This is a genomic window from Azospirillum agricola, assembly GCF_017876095.1.
In the GTDB taxonomy this organism is placed as follows: Bacteria; Pseudomonadota; Alphaproteobacteria; order Azospirillales; family Azospirillaceae; genus Azospirillum; species Azospirillum agricola.
The window spans coordinates 80,102-101,811 of the sequence record NZ_JAGINM010000019.1; the positions used below are offsets into that span (position 1 = coordinate 80,102).

General features: G+C 74.0%; 9 protein-coding genes. 3 read left to right on the forward strand and 6 right to left on the reverse strand.

Going from position 1 to position 21,710, the window contains the following annotated elements; genetic code table 11:
• Window positions 1-176: 176 nt before the first annotated feature.
• The 6 genes from J2847_RS24675 to J2847_RS24700 are packed head-to-tail and all read right to left on the reverse strand — an operon-like array spanning window position 177 to window position 16,818.
• Window positions 177-1,241: an OsmC family protein gene (locus J2847_RS24675; protein ID WP_209781440.1), complete on the reverse strand. Its 1,065-nt coding sequence runs from the start codon at window positions 1,239-1,241 to the stop codon at window positions 177-179.
• Complete coding sequence (locus J2847_RS24680; RefSeq protein WP_209781441.1) at window positions 1,238-2,569, reverse strand: trans-sulfuration enzyme family protein; 1,332 nt, start codon at window positions 2,567-2,569, stop codon at window positions 1,238-1,240. The genes J2847_RS24675 and J2847_RS24680 overlap by 4 nt, the downstream gene beginning before the upstream one ends.
• Entirely contained in the window at window positions 2,550-3,815 is a 1,266-nt protein-coding gene (locus J2847_RS24685; protein WP_209781442.1) for a hypothetical protein, read from the reverse strand. The genes J2847_RS24680 and J2847_RS24685 overlap by 20 nt, the downstream gene beginning before the upstream one ends.
• 33 nt (window positions 3,816-3,848) lie before the next feature.
• Window positions 3,849-4,622 carry a thioesterase II family protein gene (locus J2847_RS24690; RefSeq protein WP_209781443.1) on the reverse strand — a complete coding sequence of 258 codons (774 nt, stop codon included), beginning with the start codon at window positions 4,620-4,622 and terminating at the stop codon, window positions 3,849-3,851.
• Window positions 4,619-8,014 carry a non-ribosomal peptide synthetase gene (locus J2847_RS24695; protein WP_209781444.1) on the reverse strand — a complete coding sequence of 1,132 codons (3,396 nt, stop codon included), beginning with the start codon at window positions 8,012-8,014 and terminating at the stop codon, window positions 4,619-4,621. The genes J2847_RS24690 and J2847_RS24695 overlap by 4 nt, the downstream gene beginning before the upstream one ends.
• Complete coding sequence (locus J2847_RS24700; RefSeq protein ID WP_209781445.1) at window positions 8,014-16,818, reverse strand: non-ribosomal peptide synthetase/type I polyketide synthase; 8,805 nt, start codon at window positions 16,816-16,818, stop codon at window positions 8,014-8,016. Before J2847_RS24700 ends, J2847_RS24695 begins: the two co-directional genes overlap by 1 nt.
• Window positions 16,819-17,169: 351 nt before the next feature.
• Here J2847_RS24700 and J2847_RS24705 point away from each other — a divergent pair, with 351 nt between their 5' ends.
• Genes J2847_RS24705 through J2847_RS24715 form a run of 3 tightly spaced genes read left to right on the forward strand, consistent with a single transcriptional unit; the run spans window position 17,170 to window position 21,604 of the window.
• On the forward strand, window positions 17,170-19,029 hold the full coding sequence (locus J2847_RS24705) for an ABC transporter ATP-binding protein (RefSeq protein ID WP_209781446.1): 1,860 nt from the start codon (window positions 17,170-17,172) through the stop codon (window positions 19,027-19,029).
• The gene (locus J2847_RS24710) at window positions 19,026-20,882 is read left to right on the forward strand and encodes an ABC transporter ATP-binding protein (protein ID WP_209781447.1); all 1,857 of its coding nucleotides are present in this window, start codon (window positions 19,026-19,028) and stop codon (window positions 20,880-20,882) included. The genes J2847_RS24705 and J2847_RS24710 overlap by 4 nt, the downstream gene beginning before the upstream one ends.
• Window positions 20,879-21,604 (forward strand): TetR/AcrR family transcriptional regulator C-terminal domain-containing protein, encoded by a 726-nt coding sequence (locus J2847_RS24715; protein WP_209781448.1) that lies wholly within the window; start codon window positions 20,879-20,881, stop codon window positions 21,602-21,604. The genes J2847_RS24710 and J2847_RS24715 overlap by 4 nt, the downstream gene beginning before the upstream one ends.
• Window positions 21,605-21,710: the final 106 nt, after the last annotated feature.

Below are 21,710 nucleotides of genomic sequence, written 5' to 3' on the forward strand. Positions count from 1 at the left end.
CGGCGGGACTCTCCGGCGGGCGCGGCGGGCAATGGGCGGGCAACGGGCCTTCGTCGCGGAAGGCGTCCCGCTGCGTGTGACGCCCATCCTAGCCGGGCATCACACCCTTGTCCGGCCGGAGCGGGAGGTTTCACAGCCGGCGATGGACAAATCGCCGGCCGCAACATGGCGACTGCTCAGTCGGCGCGCTCCAGCGCCGCCGGGGTGGCGTTGACGAAGGCCTGCCAGCAGGCCGAGGAGTCCTGCGCCATCCGCAGGAAGCGCCGCATCTCCGCCTCGCCGTTGTCGCTGACGGCGGACAGCTCGACGCGGTTGTCCTGCAACTGCACCGCCGACTTGTCGAACAGGTTGAAGCAGCCCTTCATGTCGAGCCGGCAGCGCATCGTGGCGGAGAGCTGGCGCAGCGGCCGGCCCTCGCGCCGGCAGACCAGAACGAGCTGCTGGGCGAGGTCGGCGACCACCGCCGCCAGGATGTACTCCTGCGGGTTGGGCGCCTCGTTCAGCCCGGCGGCCGGCACCGGCTGGTCGACCGGGAAGCGCGCCGGCAGCGACCAGCGGTCCTGGCGCCAGCGGCGGTCGCGCAGGGTCACGTCGAACTGGGTGGCGTTGCGCCACGCCACGTCGACGCCGAGGTCGAGCGGGTCGCCGCCGCCCGCGTCGCCGCCTCCCTCGTCGACGGCCCCGCCGTCCGCGGTCCCGTCCGCCGTGGCGAACAGGCCGCCGCTGCGGAATCCGGAGGGCAGATGCCGGTAATCCAGCCCGATGGCGTTGGGCAGCGTCACCGTGATGTAGTTGGGCGAGAAGCGCGCCACGTTCATCATCATCTGCTTGTACTGCCACCAGCTTCCGTCGGCGGTCAGCGTCACCAGCGCCGACAGGTCGGCCAGCCGCGATCCCGCCCGCCGCGCCGCCGCCTCCACCCTCAGCCGGTCGATGGTGATGCCCTTGTAGGAGGCGCCCTGCACCAGGATGTTGGCGACGCAGGCGCCGAGCCCGGTCATGAAGTAGTCGGCCGGGGTCGGCGGCGCCTCCGGGCTCGGGTCGGCGTGGTGGCCGGCGCGGAAGGCGAAGTCGCGGCCCAGCCGCTTGCTGCCGAAGCGCAGCGGCAGGGTGCGGATCTCCATGGTCAGCCCGCCCAGCCACTCCAGCCCGACGCCGTAGAGGATCTCGTTCTCGCCGGGAACCTTGCGGATCTCGTGGACGAGCTCGCTGACGGCGGCGACGTTGATGCCGTTCTTCATTGGTTGATGTCCCCGATGGTGGCCAGAGCCTGGGTGAAGTCCGCCTTGAGGTCGGCGACGTCCTCGATCCCGACCGACAGGCGCATCAGGCCGGGGTTGATGCCGATGTCGCGGCGCTGCCGCTCGATCAGGCTGCTGTGGCTGGTGTTGAAGGGCATGCTGATCAGCGATTCCACCCCGCCCAGGCTGGTCGCCGCCTGGACGAGGGTAAGCGCGCCCATCAGTTTCAGTCCGGCGCGGTCGCCGCCCCTGACCTCGAAGGAGACCATGCCGCCGGCCCCCTTCCCCAGCAGCTCCGCCGCCCAGGGATAGGGGTAGCCGGGCAGGTCGGGGTGGTGGACGCGGGCGACCGCCGGGTGGGCGGCCAGCCAGTGGGCGAGGTCGCGCGCGCCCTCGCAATGCGCCCTCATGCGCAGCGACAGCGTCTTCATGCTGCGCTCCAGGATGGCGCAGTCCTGCGGGTTCAGGCTGCCGCCGAGCTTCAGCATCTGCGCCCACACCATGTCCATGTATTTGCGGCTCCCGGCGGCGCAGCCGGCGACGAGATCGCTGTGGCCGCCCAGATACTTGGTGCCGCTGTGGATGACGACGTGGGCGCCGAAATCCACCGGGGTCAGGCAGCAGGGCGACAGGAAGGTGTTGTCGAGCACCAGGAACAGGTTGTGCCGCGCCGCCATCTCCCCCAGCTCGCGCACCGGGGCCAGCTTCAGCAGCGGGTTGGTCAGCGTCTCGAAGAACAGCAGTTCGGTGTTGTCCTGGATCGCCGCCTCGATGCCCGCCGCGTCGGTCGGGTCGACGAAGCTGACGCTGCGGCCGAACTGGTGCATGTCCTCGCGCATCAGGTTGTAGCTGCCGCCGTAGATGTCGCGGGCGGTGACGATGTGGCCGCCCCGGTTGGTCAGCGCCAGCAGGGTCGAGCTGATCGCCGCCATGCCGGAGGCGAAGACGATGGCGCTCTCCGCGTGTTCCAGCGCCGCGATCTTCTCCTGCACCGCCCACTGGCTCGGGTTGCCGTAGCGGCTGTAGATCGGGTAGTCCCGGATCATGCCCTGGTCGAAGGCGTCGTAGCTTTCCGGCTGGAACAGGAAGGTCGTGCTGGCGAAGACCGGGGTGCCGACCGCCCCGGTGATCGGGTCGTTGTAGGTGCCGGCGTGGACCGCCAGCGTCCCCGCCCCGTGCGAACGCGGGTCGAGGGTCGTCTGGTTCTCCATGCGCGGGCCGGCGTTGCGCGAGCGCGTGAGCTGGTCGGCCCATTCGGTCTTGGCCGAGACGCCGGTCGCCTCGCTGCGGAAGCGCCCGGCCCACTCCTTAAAGATATTCTTTTTCAAGACATGCTCCAGCCGCGTGTTGAAGGGCGGACAGGGCGCGCGCGCACAGCGCGTCGCCGTCCGGCCCCTGGAAGATGTTGATGCCCACCGGCGCCCCCCGGTAGGAGGGCTCGCCGATGCCCGAGCCGTCGCGCCCGAAGCCCAGCCCGATCCCGAGCAGGCCGGGCAGCGTGCCGCCGTCCGCCGCGCGGAGCTGGCCGTCGCGGCCGACCTGGACGGCGCTGCCGTTGCGGCCGGCGGCGAGCGGGCGGTCCCGCACGTCCGTGAGCGGCGGCAGGTTGGGGCGGTAGCCGGTGGCGGCGATCACGGCGTCCGCGCCGCGCAGGGCGTCGGCGACCGCCGCCTCGTCGTCGCAGGCGCGCAGCGCGATGGCCGGGTGCTGGCCGGCGAGGATCTGCTCGTAGAGCAGGCGCGAGCGGGTGTAGAGCCCCTGGAAGCGGAAGATCCGGCCGCTGGCCGGGCACTGGTCGGTCGCCGGGTCGAAACGCTCGCCGGCCGCCCGCGCCAGGGCGGCGCCGCGGTGCATGCGGCGGATCGGTTGGGTGTGCAGCAGGGTCAGCCGCAGGTCGCCGCCGGCGTACAGCTCCAGCAGCTTGTGCAGGACCGAGAAGGCGCTGTGCGAGGCGCCGACGACGGCGATCGACCGCGCGCCGGCGGGCAGCAGCGCGGTGACGTCGCAGGGGCGCAGCACCGCGTCGGAATGGACCAGCGGGACGCCGGCCCCGGCGGCGGCGCGGCGCAGCCCGTCGGGCAGATGCGGGGCGCTGCCGGCGGCCAGCACGGCGAGAGGGCTCTCGACGCCGCGCCCCTGGGCGTCATGCAGCCGCCAGCCCCCGGCGGTGCGGCCGATCCGCGTCACCGGCGACCCGTAGGCGACGCGGCTGTTCGGGTGGCGGCGGATGGCTTCCAGGGCGAGGCGGCGGGTTTCCTCCACCAGAAGGGCGACGAGCTGGAGCGAGATGGCCCGGCCGCCGGCCATGCGGATCATGCGGGCGGCCGGCCCGTCGAGCAGCGGCCCGAACAGCCCGTCCGGCGCGATGCCGTCGAGGAAGTCGGCGGCGTCGGAGTTGGAGGGGATGTCGTAGTTGACGCCGATCGGCAGCAGGGCCTCGGCGCTTCCCTCGCGCTCGTGGATCAGCAGGCCGCGGCCGAGCAGCTCCGGCAGGATGCCCTGGCGGTCGGCGGCGATCAGGAAGCTGGTGCAGCCGGGGCCGAAGCCGACGATCTGGCAGACGGGGTTGGTCATGCGGGATGGGTCCTTTCGCTGAGGGGCGGCCGGTCAGGCCGGTTGCCTTTGGCGCGGGCGGGGAGGCAGCAGCGGGGTCAGCGCCGCGACGATGCGGTCGCGCAGCGCGTCGGCCTGGGCGGGGTGGTGCAGGAAGAAATGGTCGCCGGGCAGCAGCGCGACGTCGAAGGCGCCGCCCGCCACCAGCCGCCAGTGGCGCAGGGCGTCGCGCGGGACCTCCGGGTCGTCGGCGCCGCCGAAGACCAGCAGCGGGCAGGCCAGCGGCTCGGCCAGCGGGCGGGCCGAGACCGCCTCGCTGAGCCGGAAGTCGGCGCGGATGATCGGCAGCATCAGCCGCATCAGCTCGCGGTTCTCCAGCACCTCCGGCGGTGAGCCGTTGAGGCCGCGCACCTCGGCCAGCAGCGCGTCGTCGGGCAGATGGGCGCGGCGGCGGACGGGCACGGCGCCCGCCGGGCCGTGGCGGCCGGAGGGGAAGACGGCCAGCGGCGGGCGCCCCTCCCCCTGGAAGCGCAGGGCGATGCGGTAGCCGAGCGCCGCCCCCAGGCTGTGGCCGAACAGCGCCCAGGGGCGGCGGAGGTGCGGCGACAGTTCGGCGCACAGGCGGTCGACCAGGGCGTCGGGGTCGTGCTCCAGCGGCTCGGCCATGCGGGTGCCGCGGCCGGGAAGCTCGACCGGCCGCACCGCGATCCAGTCGGGGAAGCGCGCGTCCCAGCCCCGGAACACCGCGCTGCCGCCGCCGGCGTAGTGCAGGCAGACCAGATCGAGGCGGGCGTCCGGCTTCTTGTCCGGGAAGGGCAGGCAGGTCATGGGCTCTCCGGGGGGAGGGGGGTGTCCGGGCGGTTCGCACCCTGTTGCGGAAGGCGGTGCGCCGCCCGGGGGTCGTGGCGCCGCACCGCCTCCCACAGCGCTCCCGGCGTGGGCGCCTGGAAGATCGTGGCGAGGTCGAGCGGCACGCCGAAGCGCTCGCGGATGGCGGCGGCGAGATGCACCGCCAGCAGCGAGTTGCCGCCGGTCTCGAAGAAATTGTCGTCCGCCGAGGCGGGCGGGTGGCCGGTGATCCGGCCCCACAGCTCGGCCAGCGGCGGCAGGCCGGCGGCCTCGGCGGGGATGACCGCGCTGTCGGGTTCGCGCAGCCGGTCCTGTGCCAGTTGGGCCAGCGCCTTGCGGTCGCGCTTGCCGTTGGCGCCGAGCGGCAGCCGCTCGACGGCCAGGAAGCGGTCGGGGACCATGTAGCGCGGCAGCCGCTCCGCCAGCCAGGCGGCGAAGGGCACTTCGGGCGCGTCCGTCTCCGGCGGTCCGGCCGGGCGGTAGCAGGCGACGAGCTGCGGCCGGCCGGCCGCGTCGGGCACCGCCAGCACCTGGACCTCGGCGATTCCGGGATGCTCCGACAAATGATTCTCGACGTCGCCGGCCTCGATCCGGTGGCCACGGATCTTGAGCTGGAAGTCCTTGCGGCCGAGGAACTCGACGGCGCCGTCGCCGCGCAGCCGCCCGAGGTCGCCGGTGGCGTAGAGCCGCCGGCCGCTGCGGTGGGTGACGAAGGCGGCGGCGGTGCGCTCCGGGTCGTTCAGGTAGCCCTCGGCCAGCCCGCGCCCCTCGATGTGGATCTCGCCGCGCACCCAGGGCGGGCAGGGCGCGCCCTCGGCGTCGAGGACGTGGAGCTGCTGGCCGCCCAGCGCGAAGCCGTAGGGGATGGAGGTCCAGTCCGGCTCGACGCGCCCGACCGGGAACTGGTTCGACCAGATCGACGCCTCGGTGGCGCCGCCCAGCCCATGGAAGCGGACCCGCGGGTAGCGCCCGCGCACCAGCCGGGCGAGCGGCAGCGGGATCCAGTCGCCGCTCAGCATCAGCAGGCGCAGCGAGGCCAGCTCCGGGCAGGGGTGCCGCGCGGCGGTGGCGAACGCCATGTCGAGCAGGGCGGGAACCGAGTTCCACACCGTCACCCGCTCGGCGGCGCAGAGCGCCAGGGTGGCGGCCGGGTCGGGGTGCTCGCTGTCGGCCGGGACGACGATGGCGGCGCCGGCGGCCAGCGCCCCCCAGATGTCGTAGACGCTGAGGTCGAAGCTCGGCGCCGACAGGGCGAGCAGCCGGTCGTCGGCCGTCACGCCGAAGCGGGCGTTGAGGTCGAGGATGGTGTTGAGCGCGGCCCCGTGGGCGATGACCACGCCCTTGGGCTGCCCGGTCGAGCCGGAGGTGTAGATGACGTAGGCCGGGTCGCCCGCCCGCCGCTCGTGCGGCGGCGCCGTTCCGGGGGTTGGACCCGGATCGGCGGGGAGGCGCCGCACGCCGTCGGGCAGGGTGGCCGGACGGTCGGTGAGGATCCAGCGGCAGCCGCTGTGCGCCAGGATGGCGTCGCGCCGCCGCTCGGGCAGCCGGACGTCGAGCGGCAGCCAGACCAGCCCGGCCAGCGCCGCCGCGACGACGGCGACGACGGACCGGGCGCCCTTCTCCAGCTGGATGCCGATCAGGTCGCCGGGGACCGGGCCGGCGTTCCGCAGGGCGGCGGCCAGCGCGCCGGCCCGGTCGGCGAGCCGCCGGTAGGTCAGGCGGGTGCCGTCGGCGGCGGCCAGCGCCTCGCGGTCGGGCGTGCGCGCCGCCTGGGCGAGGAAGACGTCGCCAAGGCTGCGGTCGCCCACCTCGACGAGGAGGGGCGCCGGCGGCGGCAGCTCCGCCGGGGCGGCCTGCGCAGGGTCGGGACGGTCCCAGGCGGCGGGATCGCTCAACAGGGCGTGCAGCGCCCGCTCGTGGCGCGCGGCGATGGCCTCGGGGACGCCCTCCTCGAAGATGCCGGCGACGTAGTCCCAGAAGCAGAGCAGCCCCTCGTGGTTCTCGATCACCTGATGGTCGAGCCAGACCTGCGGGGTGCGCAGGTGGCTGCCGACCAGCGCGAAGCGGTCGGTGTGGCGGGGCGGCAGGGGAGGCGTGGCGCCGCTGATGCCGCTGGTGAAGACGAAGGGCATGGCCGGGCGGTCGCCGCCGCGTTCCTGCTGCAACCGGCGCAGCAGCGAGACGCCGGAGACGTCGGCGTGGCCCAGCCGCTCGGCGGTCAGCGCCTGGAGCCGCCGGGCCTGCTCCAGGAAGCTTCCCGCCGGGTCGCAGTCCACCAGGGTGGTGTTGCTGCAATTGCCGGCCAGCGCCGGCAGGTCGGGATGCTCGAAGGGGCGGTGGTTGGCCAGCACGTTCAGGGTGAAGCGGCGGTCCTGCGCCCAGGGCCGCAACGCCGCCGCGTAGAGCGCGAGCATCGCCGCGTTGGCGGTGACGCCGCGCCCGGCGGCCAGCGCCTTCAGCCGCTGCCAGCGCTGAGGGTCGAGCCGGCCGGGCAGGCGGCGGAACTCCGACCATGGGGGGGAGCGGCCAGTGACCGGCAGGTCGGGCGGTGGCGGCAGGGCGGGGAGGCGCTCGTCCCAATAGCGGCGGCTCGCCTCGGACGGGGGCGGCAGCGCCAGGACGTAGTCGCGGTAGCCGAGCGCCGGCGGGTCCTCCGGCGCGATGCCGTCGAACAGGTGGCGCAGCAGGTCGCGGAAGATCAGCGACAGCGACGGCCCGTCCACCACGATCAGCCGGATCGCCAGCAGCAGCCGGTCGTCGTCCCCGTCCAACCGGACCAGCGTCGCCGCCAGCGGCGGGCCACGGTCGAGCGGCGGCAGCGTGTCCGGATGGGCGGCGCAGAGCTGGGCGAGCCGCCGCTCCGCCTCGTCCGATTCGACGCCGCGCAGATCGACGACGGTCAGGGCGCAGGGCGCCTCGCCCGGCGGGGCGATGGCCTGCGTGCCGTCGGGTTGGAAGCGGCTGCGCAGCACCTCGTGCCGCCGCTGGACCCGGTGCAGGGCCTGTTGGAGACGGTCCGGGTCGAGGGCGCGGAAGCGGCAATGGTGGAAGAAGCAGGGGATCGCCGACTGGGCGTAGCCACCATGCTCGCCCACCCAATAGGCCGTCTGGAGGTCGGTCATCGGGAAGGGATCGAAGCGGCGGTCGGGCTGCGGCCGCAGGGCGGGCTTTTCGGCGGCGCGCGACAGGCCGGACAGCTCGGCCAGCAGGGCGTCGCGGTGGCGGGCGATGCCGGCGCGCATCGCCTCGGTCATGGCGCCGAGCGGGGCGTGGTAGCCGAGCCGGCCCTGCGTGACAGACAGCCGGATGCCGTCGCGCCGCAGCCGCTCCTTGACCTCGGCGAGGGTGGTGGGAGTGTCGTCGGTCCGCATCAGATCACCCCGCTCTCGAAGGCGTCCTCATGGATGCCGTCCCCGGCGCCCCCCTCGGCGGGGGCGGCGATCAGCAGGGTGGCGAGCAGGGCCGCCTGCTCCTTCAGGACCGGATTGCGCAGCAGGGTCGCCAGATCGGGCGCCGCCCCGAAGCCGTGCCGGACGCGGCTGGCGAGCCGCGTCATCAGCAGGGAATCGCCGCCCAGCGCGAAGAAGTTGGCGCTGGCCGAGGTCACGGGCTGGTCCAGCACCTCCGCCCACAGAGCGGCGAGGCGGTGCTGCGTGTCGCCCTCCAGCGCCTCGCCCTCCGGCTGGGCCGGCGGCGGCCGGTCGGCGAGGACGGCCTGGAGGCGCGCCCGGTCGATCTTGCCGTTGACGGTCAGCGGCAGGCGGGAAAGCTGGTGCCAGCGCCGCGGGACCATCGCGTCGGGCAGCCGCCCGCGCAGCCAGCCGTCGAGGCTGCCCGTGTCGAGCGTCGCCGCATGATCGGCGTTGCGGGCCAGGACGACGTGGTAGTTCATCGCCTCGACCGGGCTTCCCGGCCGGGGGATGGCGGCCTGCCGGGCGAAGCCGGCGGCACCCAGCACCGCCTGCCAGCGCCCGGCGTCCAGCATCGGCAGGCAGCTTTCCAGCCGCTCGTCCTCGTAATGGCTGAGCCCCTCGACGAAGCCGAGGCTGACGAGCTGGAAGCGCGGGTTCCGCGTGCCCTCGACCAGCAGCAGATGGCCGCCCGGCTTCAGCAGCGAGCGCAGCAGCCGGCCGCTGCGGTTCACGTCCGCCGCGTCGTGCAGCACGTTGGAGCCGACGATCAGGTCGTAGGAGCCGGGGTCGAACCCCTGGAGGGCCGGATCCTCGTTGATGTCGTAGAGGCCGAACCGGATCTGCGGCCACGCCGCGAAGGTGCCGCGCGCGTTGTCGAGGAAGTAGCGCGACAGGTCGGTGAAGTCGTAGGTGAAGCCCGCGCCGGGAACCGCCTTCAGGATGGCGTGGGTGACGCTGCCGATGCCGGCGCCGAACTCCAGGATGCGGATCGGGCCGGTGTCGTGGCGGGCCTCCAGCAGCCCCCGCGCCGTCTCCCCGGCGATGGCGTTGAAATGGGCGGAAACCGGATTCTCGCGGTACCAGCTTTCGGCGAAGTCGGTGCGCCCGCCCTCGAACATCAGCTCCAGCGGGTTCAGCGTGCCGTTCAGCAGGTCGGCCGGCCGGGCAATGCAACGCTCGTAGAGCGACCAGATGCGCTGTTCGTGGGGCGCCCCGGCGGTGGTCCGGCGGGCGATGCGGTCGTGCAGGGCGGCGCGGCCGTCGTCCGGGCAATCGGCCCCGGCGATGCGGTCGGTCGCGGCGTAGCGCCCGCCGCCGCCGTCGATCAGGATGCCGTCCCCGCACAGCACGCGCAGCCAGCTCCGGAACAGCTTGCCGTACAGCGGGGCGACGCCCAGCGCGGCGTGCAGGTCGTCCAGCGTCGCGCCGTCGCCCGCCTCCCGGAAGAAGCCGGCCGCGCGCAGCGTGTCGAGCATCACCCAGGTGCTCAGCCGTTCCATGTCGGCGAAATGCCGACGGTGGCGGTCGAGGTCGAAGCCCTCGGGCAGCCGGTCGCAGGCGTCGTGGCCGCGTTCCAGACCCTGTTCCCAATCCCGGTCGGGCAGGGCGGCGGCGGGCGGAAGCGCCGTTTCGGGCTTCACGGTGAAGAAGGCGTGGAGCTGCGGGCGCGGGGCGCCGCCGACCAGCACGGCGGCCTGCGCCACGCCGGGGTGGGTGCCCAGCGCCGCCTCGATCTCGCCGGGCTCGATGCGGGTGCCGTTCAGCTTGATCTGGTCGTCGATGCGCCCGAGGATCTCCAGCACCCCGTCGCGGCGGAGGCGGCCGAGGTCGCCGGTGTGGAACAGCCGCTCGCCGCCGCGCGGATGCGGGCGGTAGCGCTCGGCCGTCCGCGCCTCGTCGCGCCAGTAGCCGAGCGACAGGGCAAGGCCGCCGGTGCAGATCTCGCCGGCCACGCCGACCGGGCAGTCCTGCCCGGCCGGGTTCAGCAGGTGGCAGGTCTGGTTCTCCAGCGGGCGGCCGTAGGGGATGGTCGTCCGTTCCGGATCGAGCGTCCTGACCGGATGATAGGCCGAGACGATGGCCGTCTCGGTCGGGCCGCCGATGCTGTGGATTTGGCAGTCCGGCCACAGGGCGTTGAGGCGCCGCACGAGGTCCGGCGCGATCCAGTCGCCGCCCATCATGACGTGGCGGGGGGCGGGAAGGTCAGCGCCGGTCAGCGCCTGCGCGTCGAGCAGCATGGCGACGAAGGCCGGCACCGCGTTGAGGATGGTCGGGGCGTGGCGCTGCATCAGCTCCAGCCAGTGCAGCGCGTCCTTCGAGCGCTCGCGGTCGGGCAGGATCACGCCGCCGCCGCAGGCCAGCATGCCGAACACGTCGTAGACCGACATGTCGTGGTGGAAGGCGCAGAGCGACAGCGTGCGGTCGCCCGGCCCGGCGCCGAGCCGCCGGTTCAGCGCGCGCAGCGTGTTGATCGGCGCGCGGTGGTCGAGCACCGCCCCCTTCGGCTGGCCGGTGGTGCCGGAGGTGTGGATGATGTAGGCGGGGTCGCCCGCCTCCTGCCGGCGGGGCGGGGGGGCCGGCGGTTCGTCCGTCTCGTCGAGAGCCAGGGCGGCGAGGTCCAGGGCAGCGAGGTCGATGCGCCGGACGCTCTCGGGCAGTTCCGGCGCGGGGCCGGCGGTCAGCACGGCGAAGGGCTGGAGGCCGTGCAGGATGGCGGCCAGCCGCTCGCTTCCCTGCTCGGCGTCGAGCGGGGCGTAGCAGGCGCCCGCCGCCTGGATCGCCAGGGCGGCCAGCACCGCGTCGGGCTGTTTCGCCATCGCCACGGCGACCGGCTGCGAGGCGGGAACCCCCAGCGCCAGCAGATGGCGCGCCAGCCGGTCGGCCCGCCGCCGCAGGGTGCGGTAGCTCCAGTCGCCCTGCGGGCTCACGACCGCCACGGCGTCGGGTGCGTGCTCCGCCTGGGTCCGCAGCAGGTCGGGCATCCGCTCGTCCGACGGCGGCTCCCCCGGCACCGACAGGGTGGCGGCGACCGCCTTGTCGGCGTCGGTGCGCAGGTCGGGGACCGGCGCCTCCCACAGCGCGTCCTCCTCGGACAGCCGGGTCAGGAAGCCGGTGTAGGCGGCGAACATGCCGTCGATCAGCTCCGGGTCGAACAGGTCGTCGGCGATGAACCAGCGCGTCACCAGCGCGCCGCCATACTCGGTCGCCTGATAGTCGAGCCAGACCTGGGGCGTCTGGTTGATCTGGTAGACCTGCCGCTTGGTCAGTTCCCAGTCGGGGCGCGACGGGTCGTCGAAATCCATGCCGATCATGCTGGTGAAGACCACCGGCATGTCGATCCCGTCCGCCCCCGTGGCGCCGTTGCCGCCGCGATGGCGGCCCAGCTCGCGCATCACCCGGATGCCGTTGAAGTCGCGGTGGCTCAGCGCCCGCCACAGATCGTCCTGGGTGCGCCGCGCCGCCGCCAGGAAACGGTCGCCCTCCGCCGCCGACACCGGCAGCAGCATCAGCGAGGTGAAGTCGCCGCAGATGTCCATCACCTGCGGGTGGACGTTCCGACGGTTGAAATAGGTGATGTTCAGCGTGAAGTCCGGCGCCCGGCTGTAGGTGGCGAGCAGCTGCGTGAAGGCGGTCAGCAGCGCGCCGCTGGCGGTCAGGCCGAGCCCGGCGGCGCGCGCCTGGAAGCGCTGCCAGAGGGCGGCCGGCAGCCGGTGGTCGAGCGTGCGGAAGGTCGGGCGGTCGATGCCGCCCGGCGCCCGGCGCAGCGGCAGGTCGGGGGCCGGCGGAATGCGGTCGAGCCGCTCCAGCCAGTGGGCGCGCGCCGCCTGCCAAGCCGGGGTGCCCTGCTGCGCCTGCTCGGCCAGCGCGTAGTCGCGGAAGGACAGGGTCAGCGGCGGCAGCTCGGCGTCGGGATCGGCCAGCAGGCGGGCCAGCTCGCCGAAGACGACGCGGAAGCTCTGGATGTCGAAGACCAGCAGATCCATGTCGAGATGGACGCGCGCGATCCCGCCCGGCAGGCGGCTGACCGTCAGCTCGAACAGCGGCCAGCGCTGCGGGTCGAAGACCTGGTAGGACATCCGCTCGCGGATCGCCGCCAGGGTGGCGTCGCGCTCGGCGGCGGGCAGGCCGCGCAGGTCGCGCTCGGCGACGCGGTAGGGTTCGACGCTCTCCAGGATGCGCTGCTGGCCGAAGGGGGTGATGACGCAGCGCATCATCTCGTGGCGGGCGATCAGCCGGTTCCAGGCGCGCTCCAGCCGGCCGGTGTCGAGGCCCTCCAGCTCCAGCTCGATGTATTCGTGGCAGGAGACGCTGCCCAGCGTCATGCCCCGCTGCCGGCCGAGCCAGAAGGCCTGTTGCAGGTCGGTCAGCGGGAAGGGCTCGTGGCGCTCGCCGGGTCGCGCGGTGACGACCAGCCGCCCCTGGCCGAGCGGGCGGGAGAAGTCGATGTCGTCGCGCCCGATCAGGCCGCGGATGTGGGTGGCCAGCGCCGCGACGGTCTTGTGCTCGTAGCCGACGGTCGGCGGCAATTGAAGGTCGAAGCGCTGGTTGATGAGGTGGGCCAGCTCCAGGAAGATCAGGGAATCGACGCCCTGCTCGGTCAGCGGACGCTCCGGGTCGAGCGCGTCGCTGGCGAATTTCAGCCGCTCGCCGATGACGTGGCGCAGATAGGCGGCGAGCTTGGCCTCCTGCTCCTCCGGGGTCAGGCCGGCCAGCGACAGGTCGATCCGCTCCTCGGGTTGGCGCGACGCCGCGCGCTGTCCGGCCAGCAGCGGGCGCAGCGCGCCGCGCGTCGCCGGCAGCCCGCCGACCGCCGCCGCCAGCGCTTGCGGGTCGATGGCGATGGGCATGCGGCCGCAGGCGCCCTCGCCCCGCAGCGCCTGCTTCAGCAGGGCGTTGAGCACGGCGAAACCGGCCTCGGCGGGGATCGGCTTCAGGCTGGTCGTCTCCAGCCGCTCCAGCTTGGCGGCGCCGTCGCGGATCGTCGCGAGCTGGCCCCAGGCGATCGACAGGGCGGGCACGCCCCGGGTCCGCAGATGGGCGGCGAAGGCGTCCTGCCAGGCGTTGGCGGTGTTGTAGGCCGCTCCCGGCATCGCCAGCAGCGCGGCGGCCGAGCTGAACAGGCAGAACAGGTCGAGCGGCTGGCCGCGCAGCGCGTCGCGCAGCGCGAGGCTGCCGGCGACCTTGACCTCCACCGTGCGGGCGAAGGTCGCGGGATCCTGGTCGCGCAGCAGCGCGCTGAGGCCGGCGTGCGCGGTGTGGAACACCCGGCGCACCGGCTGGTCCAGCCCCTCCAGCGCCGCGCGCAGGGCGCCGGCGTCGCGCAGGTCGGCGTCGAGACGGTGAACGCGGGTGCCGGCGGCCTCCAGCTCGGCGATGACGGCCGCCTGCGCGTCGTCGGGGGCGCGGTGCAGCACGAGGGCGAGGTCGCGGCAGCCCTGGCCGGACAGCCACAGCGCCAGCCGCCGCCCGACCGCGCCGAAGCCGGCCAGCAGGGTGACGCCGGGCCAGGGCATCGGGTCGTGGTCCTGCCGGGCCGGAACCGACTCCACCACCGGCTCGTAAAGCTTGCCATCGCGCAGCAGCAGCGCCGGTCCCAGCGCGTGCAGGTCGGCGAGCGGGTCGAGCAGGGCGGCGGGGTCGGCGTCCCCGCCGCCCCCGCTGCCGCCGATATCGAGGCAGCCGAGCGCGAGGTCGGGGTGCTCGTTGCGCAGGCAGCGCCACAGGTTCATCACCGGCCAGAGCGGGCTCGCCGGCTGGCCGCTGGCGAGGTCGGAGGCGCCGTCGACCAGCAGGGCGACGCGGCAGCGCTTGTGCGCCAGGGCGTGGCGCAGCCAGCCGACGCTGCGCTCGGCCGCCGCGCACAGGGCATCCATGCCGAAGTCGGCCGGGCGCTCCAGAAGGCGGGCGTCGACGATCTGGTCGAAGGGCCGGGCGGGGGGGGCGCCGGCGGATTCGGTGTCGTGGGTCACGCGGTGGCCGGCCCGCCGCGCCGCCGCGACCAGCCCGGAGGCGAAGGAACCCCCGCCCAGCACCAGCCAGGATTCGGACGCGGCGGCATGGCCGACCTTCTGCTGGTAGAGCTTGGCCAGCTCCTGCCAGCGCCAGCTCCAGAGCTGGATCGCCGGGCCGTCGCAAGACTCCGGCGCGGCTTCCTCGGCGGCCACCGCCGGGCGGGGAGCCGGCTTGGCCGGCCAGCAGCGCGTCGGGGTGAGGCGCAGCGGCGGCAGCTCGGCCCAGGGGCCTTCGAACCCGCCGTAATGCTCCGCCAGCGGCGCGTCGCAGCCGGCGCGGTAGAGCTGGGCGACCCGCTCGGCCAGGGTGGTCTCGCGGTCGTGCAGGATTGCGCAGGAGGCCGGCAGGACGCCCATGCCGCGCAGCAGCCGGCCGAAGGTGCCGTCCGGGCCGATCTCGATCACCCGGTCGATCCCCAGCCCGGCCAGCCGCCGGCCGAGGGCGTGGAAGCACACCGGCCGGCGCGCCTGGGCAACCCAGTAATCGGCGTCGGGTTCGCCGGGCGCCAGCAGCTCCGCCGTCAGGCTGGACAGCATCGGGCAGCGCGGCTCGCCCGCCGGCGGCTCCGGGCAGGCCGCCCGGAGGGGCCGCTCGATGGCGTCCATCGTCGGCGAATGGAAGGCGCGGTTCACCGGCAGGATCCGGAAGGGGACGCCCAGCCCGGCCAGGGTGTCCTTCACCGGCTCCAGATCGGCGGTGGCGGCGCTCAGGGTGCAGCGCTCCGGCCCGTTGACGGCGGCGACGGCGACGCGCGGGTGTTCGGCCAGCAGGGGGCGCAGCCGGTCCTCGGGCAGCGGCACGGCGATCATCGCGCCCGGCTCGGTCCGGTGCTCCATCAGCAGGGCGCGCCGCGCCACGAGGGGGATGGCGCCGGACAGGTCGAGATGGCCGGCGGCGACGGCGGCGGCGAACTCGCCGATGGAATGGCCGAAGACGAGGTCGGGCCTCAGGCCCCAATGGCCCAGCAGGGCGGCGGTGGCGTGCTGCCACGCGAACAGCGCCGGCTGGGTGTGCAGCGTGCGGTCGAGATCCGCCGCGCGCTCCGGGTCGAACATCACCGGGCCGAGGTCGGGGATGCCGGCCTCGGCGAAGCCGGCGAGGCAGCGGTCGAGCGCGGCGCGGAAGACCGCGCTGTTGCGGTAGGCGTCGGCGCCCATGCCGGAGAACTGGCTGCCCTGGCCGCTGAACATCCAGGCGGTGCGGCCGGCGTCGCGGACGGTGGCGGGCGAGGCCGCGCGCAGCGCCCGCGCCAGTTCGCCGGCGTCGGCGCCGGTGACGGCGATCCGGTGGCGCCCATGCTCGCGCCGCAGCGCGGCGGTGGCGCATTGCGCGGCGAGGGAGCCGTCGCTCAGGCAATCGGCCAGCGCCGCCGCCTGGGCCGGCAGGTTGGCCGGATCGTGGTTGGCGCAGACCAGCACATGGCGGGCGGGCGCCTCGGCACGGCGCGGGGTGGAGGGGGGCGGCTGCTCGACGATCACATGGGCGTTGGTGCCGCCGATGCCGAAGGAGCTGACCGCCGCGATGCGCCGGCCGAAGCGCTCCGGCCAGCCGGCGGTCTCGGTCGCCAGCCGGAAGGGGCCGGCGGCGAAGTCGATGCGCGGGTTGGCCGGCTCGCCGTGCAGGCTGGCCGGGATGGTGCCGGTCCTCACCGCCAGCACCGCCTTGATCAGGCTGGCGATCCCGGCGGCGGTGTCGAGATGGCCGAGGTTGCCCTTGACCGAGCCGATGGCGCAGTTGCCGGCCGCCACCCCGTGGCTCCGGTAGATCTCGGCGATCGCCTGGACCTCGATCGGGTCGCCGAGCGGAGTGCCGGTGCCGTGCGCCTCCAGCAGGCCGATGGCGGCGGGATCGACACCGCTTTGCGCCAGGGCGGCGCGGATGGCGCGCTGCTGCCCGGCCTTGCCCGGCGCCGTGTAGCCCAGCTTGTCGCGCCCGTCGTTCGCCACCGCCGAGCCGCGGATGACGGCGTGGATCGTGTCGCCGTCGGCCAGCGCGTCCGCCAGCCGACGCAGCGCCACCAGCCCCAGCCCGTTGCCGGCGACGATGCCGGTCCCGGCGGCGGAGAAGGGCCGGCAATGGCCGTCTTCGGAAAAGATCATGCCGGGCTGGGCGAGATAGCCGATGCCCTGCGGGAAGGAGACCGCCACGCCGCCGGCCAGCGCCGCGTCGCACTCGCCGCGCCGCAGGCTCTCGCAGGCCATGTGCACGGCGACCAGCGAGCTGGAACAGGCGGTCTGCACCGTCACCGCCGGGCCGGTCAGGTCCAGCTTGTAGGCGGCGCGCGTCACCAGATAGTCCTTGTCGTTGCCCATGAGCTGCTGGAAGCTCTCGGGCCGGGTGATGCGCTCCGGCGCGATGGGGGCGAGCAAGGTCTGGTAGGTGCTCTGCCGGCAGCCGGCGAAGGCGCCGATGCGGAGGGAACGGCCGGTCAGGTTGGCGCCGTCGAGCAGCCGCCGGCATTCCTCCAGGAACAGGCGGTGCTGCGGGTCCATCAGCTCCGCCTCGCGCGGCGAACAGCCGAAATAGGCGAGGTCGAAGCGGTCCGCCTCCGCCACGCGGGTGCCGGCGTTGACGTAGCCGGGCTGCGCCGCGACCTCCGGGTCGATGCCCTCCTCCGCCATCTCCGCGGGCGACAGCGGCCGGACCGATTCCACCCCGCGCAGCAGATTGTCCCAGAAGGTCTCGACGTCCGGCGCGCCGGGAAAGCGGCCGGTCAGGCCGGTGACGGCGATGGAATCCTGGTGTGGCATGGCGTTTCCCGAAGGTCGGCGTCCACCGGCGCGCTGCGCGGCCGGGCGCTGGGGAATGAGGAATCGGAAAGCGTTAGACACCGGAGGCGTGTGTGGGAACCGCTCCGCACCGGAGCATCTTTGCCCGCAGCGGGAGTTTGCCCCGCCGCCGTCCGGCGGGCTTGCGGAGGCGGCGGCGCCCGACCCATAACAGGTGGTGCGTGTGGAAAGGACTAAACCGGAGATTTAGAAACACTCTGTTGCAAATGGCGGGGGCCGCTGCTAGCGTTCCCTCCCGCGTCCCGCATCGGCGGACGCCCGGTCGCGCCCGGCGGGTGCAGCGGACCGAAACCTCCAGATCGGAACCTGAGGATGGATCGGATGTCGGACGCGGCGGATCTTCCCGCCGGGGCGGAGCGCCGCCCGGATTACCTCGCCAGCTTCCGGCTGCTGCTCCGCCACGCGGCCGGGGCGCGGCCGCGGCTGGCGGGATCGGTGCTGCTCGCCACCCTCTCGGTGCTGTGCGAGCTGGTGCCGGTCTGGGTGGTGTGGCGGCTGACCGTCGCGGTGATCGACGGCACGGCGACGGCGGCGCTGTTCGCCCAGCAGGCGGCGCTGGCGCTGGCGGCGATCCTCGCCGGCTACGCGGCGCTGACGGCGGCGCTCGCCCAGTCGCACATCGTCGCCTTCCAGGTCATCCACGATCTGCGGATGGCGCTGGCCCGCCACCTCGCCCGCCTGCCGCTCGGCTGGTTCGCCGGGCGGCGCAGCGGCGCCGCCAAGGCGCTGGTGATCGACGAGCCGGAGAAGCTGGAGCTGATCGTCGCCCACGGCATTCCGGAGGGAACCAGCGCCGTCGCGACGTGGCTGGCCGTGTCGGCCTGGCTGTTCGCGGTGGACTGGCGGATGGCGCTGGCCTCGGTCCTGCTGACGCCGGTCTCCTTCGCGCTGATGGCGCGGGCGATGACGCGGACCGGCCGCTTCGTCGCCGACTACCAGCGGGCGGGGGAGCGGATGAACGGATCCATCGTCGAGTATCTCGCCGGCATGCCGGCGGTGAAGATCTTCAACCGCGGCGGCGAGAGCTTCGCCGGGACCGCCGACGCGGTGCGCGCCTACACCGACGTCGAGACGGCGATGGGGCGCGCCTACATCCCGCTGGGCAGCGGCTTTTCGGCGCTGGTGCTGTCGAACATCGTGGTCATCCTGCCGGCCGGGCTGTGGCTGCTGGCGGCGGGCGCCATCGATCTGCCGACGCTGCTGCTGTTCGTCATCCTCGGCGCCACCTACAGTCAGCCGTTGCTCAAGCTGTTCGGGCTGTTCCAGCAGCTCGCCCAGGTCTCCATCGCCTCGATGGCGGTGGCCGACGCGCTGGCCGCCCCGCCGCAGCCCGACAGCGGGCGGCGTGTCGATCTGCCCAACCATGACGTCGTCTTCGAGGGCGTGCGCTTCGGCTACGAGGACGGGCCGGACGTGCTGCACGGCATCGACGCCACGGCGCGGACCGGGACGGTGACGGCGCTGGTCGGCCCGTCGGGGTCGGGCAAGAGCAGCCTCGCGGCGCTGGTGCCGCGCTTCCACGACGTGCGCGCCGGCCGCGTCACGCTGGGCGGGGTGGACGTGCGCGACATCGGGCTCGACCAGCTGATGGAGGAGATCGCCTTCGTCTTCCAGGACAGCCTGCTGTTCTCCGGCACCATCGCCGAGAACATCCGCTTCGGCGATCCGGGCGCCACCGACGAGGCGGTGCGCGCCGCCGCCCGCGCCGCCCGCGCCGACGGCTTCATCACGGCGCTGCCCGACGGCTACGCGACGCGGCTGGGCGGGCGGGGCGGCGTGGCGCTGTCCGGCGGCGAGCGCCAGCGCATCGCCATCGCCCGCGCCATCCTGAAGGACGCGCCGGTCGTCCTGCTCGACGAGGCGACCGCCTTCGCCGACCCCGACAGCGAGGCGGCGATCCAGGAGGCCATCGGCGCGCTGGCGCGCGGCAAGACGCTGATCGTCGTCGCCCACCGGCTGAACACCATCGCCGACGCCGACCGGATCCTGGTGCTCGACCGCGGCCGCGTCGCCGAGTCCGGCCGGCAGGAGGAGCTGCTGGCCCGCGACGGGCTGTACGCCCGCCTCTGGGCCGATTACACGGAGGCGCGGGCGCTGGCCTTGCGCCCGGACCAGGACGCCCCGGATCGGAAACCCCGTGCCCGCAACGCCTGCATGGATGCCGCCGAATGACCGCCGTTCCGCACCCCCACACTCACGACCACGGGCACGACCACGGGCACGACCACGGCCACGGCTCCGGCGCCGCGCCGCGCTCCGACCTGGAGAGCCTGCGCCGCGTCTGGGCCATCGCCGGCCCGCTGCGCGGCAAGATCGCGCGCGGCATCGCCTTCCGCTTCCTGCAATCGATGGCGCTCGGCCTGTCCTTCGGGGTGGTGGTCTGGGTCGTCGCCGGGCTGGCCGACGGGCGGCCGATGACAACGGACTGGGCGTGGCGGGCGACCGGGCTGATGGCGCTCTCGCTGCTCGGCCAGCTCCTCTTCGCCTATCTCTCGACCTGCGAGGTGTGGATCGCCAGCTATCAGGTGGCCGGGGCGCTGCGGCTGTCGATGCTCGACCATCTGCGCCGGCTGCCGATGGGCTTCCATCTGGCCCGCCACAAGGGCGACACCGTGACCGTGCTGACCACCGACATGCAGATGGTCGAGGTCTTCTTCGCCGACGCGCTGCCGCGCATCGCCCAGGCGCTCGGGCTGCCGCTGGTGGTTTTCGCCGTCCTGCTGCTGCGCGACTGGGTGGTGGCGCTGGCCACCGCCTCGTCCGTCGTCGCGGCGGTGCCGGTCTTCCTGTGGTCGAGCCGCCGGCTCTCGCTGCTCGGCATCCGCCGCCAGGACGCCCAGGCCGAGGCCGGCGGGCGGATGATCGAGTTCGTCCAGGGCATCGCCGTGATCCGCGCCTTCAACCGCGTCGCCAGCGGGCAGGAGGGGTTCCGCGCCGCGCTGGAGGAGCTGCGCGACATCTCGGTCCGCATGGTGGTGACGCTGATCGTCCCCATCGTCGCCATCGCCGTCATCGTCATGCTGGGCGCGCCGCTGACCATCTGGGTCGCCGGCCAGCGCCATTTCGCCGGGGACCTGCCGGCGGGAACGCTGATCACCACGCTGGTGCTGCTGTTCTCGATGTACGCGCCGCTGCTGGCGCTGATCGGCGTCATGGAATCGACCCGCATCGCCGACGCCTCGCTGACCCGCATGGACCGGATCATGACGGCGAAGCCGCTTCCCGAACCGACCGCGCCCCACACCCCCTTCGGCTTCGCCGTGCGCTTCGACGGGGTGGGCTTCGGCTACGCGCCGGACAAGCCGGTGCTGCGCGACGTCTCCTTCACGGTGCCGGAGCGCTCGATGACCGCCATCGTCGGGCCGTCCGGCTCGGGCAAGAGCACGATCCTCAACCTGCTGCCGCGCTTCTGGGACGTGACCGCCGGCGCCGTCACCATCGGCGGGGTGGATCTGCGCAGGCTGAGCGGGGAGCGGCTGAACGCGCTGATCACCGTGGTCTTCCAGGACGTCACCCTGTTCGCCGGGACCATCTTCGACAACATCGCCTTCGGACGGCCCGGCGCCGACCTCGCGGCGGTGGAGGCGGCGGCCCGCGCCGCCCAGGCCCACGACTTCATCAGCGCGCTTCCCGACGGCTACCGCACCCGCGTCGGCGAGGGCGGGGCGGCCCTGTCCGGCGGCGAGCGCCAGCGCGTCTCCATCGCCCGCGCCATCCTGAAGGACGCCCCCATCGTGCTGCTCGACGAGGCGACCGCCGCCATCGACCCGACCAACGAGCGCGCCATCCAGGCGGCGCTGGCCCGCCTGGTCGCCGACAAGACGCTGATCGTGGTGGCGCACAAGCTCTCCACCATCCGCGCCGCCGACCAGATCCTGGTGCTGGAGGACGGCGCCATCGTCGAGCGCGGCCGCCACGAGGCGCTGCTGGAGGCCGGCGGCCTCTACGCCCGGCTGTGGAATCACCGGACGCGCGCCGCCGGCTGGCGGATCGCCGGGGAGCAACCCGTGGGAGAAACGGCATGACGGAACGCAAACCGCCGGAACGGAGGCCGCCGGAACCGCGCCCCGGCCGCCCGGCGCGCATCTCGCGGGAGGCCATCGCCGCCGCCGCGCTGGAGATCGGGCTGGCCGAGGTGACGCTGGCGGCCATCGCGGCGCGGCTCGGGGTGGACCATTCCTCGCTCTACCGCCACGCGAAGGGGCGCGACGACATCCTGCTCGCCGCCGCCGACCTCGCCATCGCGCGGCTCGACTGGCGGACCGAGACCGGCGACTGGCGGCTCTATCTGGAGCGTCTGGCCGAATCGCTGTGGGATCTCTACGAGCGCCACCCCGGCCTCGCCGACGTCCACCGCACGCTGGGCGACACGCCGGTGTCCGGCATCCGCGCCTTCGCCGAGGCGGTGGGGCGGTTGCGGGAACTGGGATTCGCGCTGGAGGACGCGGTGCTGGTCATCGACAGCGTGACCGACATGACCGCCGACGCCTTCGCCGGCTGGCAGGCGCTGGGCCGGCGCGGCGCCCAGGGAACGGCCGGGGAGGGGGCGACCATGGCCGAAAAGGTCCAGCGGGCCTGGACGCGGGCCGCCGCCGAGGATCCGGCCATCGCCGGCCCGGTCCAGGCGATGATGGAGGTGGTGCGCGGCACGCCGAAACGCTGGTGGGGCCGCAAGCTCGCCCTGCTGCTCGACGGGGCCGCCGCGCTGCGCGGAGCGGGGGCAAGGCCGTTGCCGGAAGGAGGATGAGGACCCGCTTCCCTCGGGGAGCGGGGGTCGCCGCCGGTCCGGGAGCGGAACCGCGATACAGGACTTTTTCGGTCCTGTATCTTGCCTGGAGCGGAAACTCGGCTTA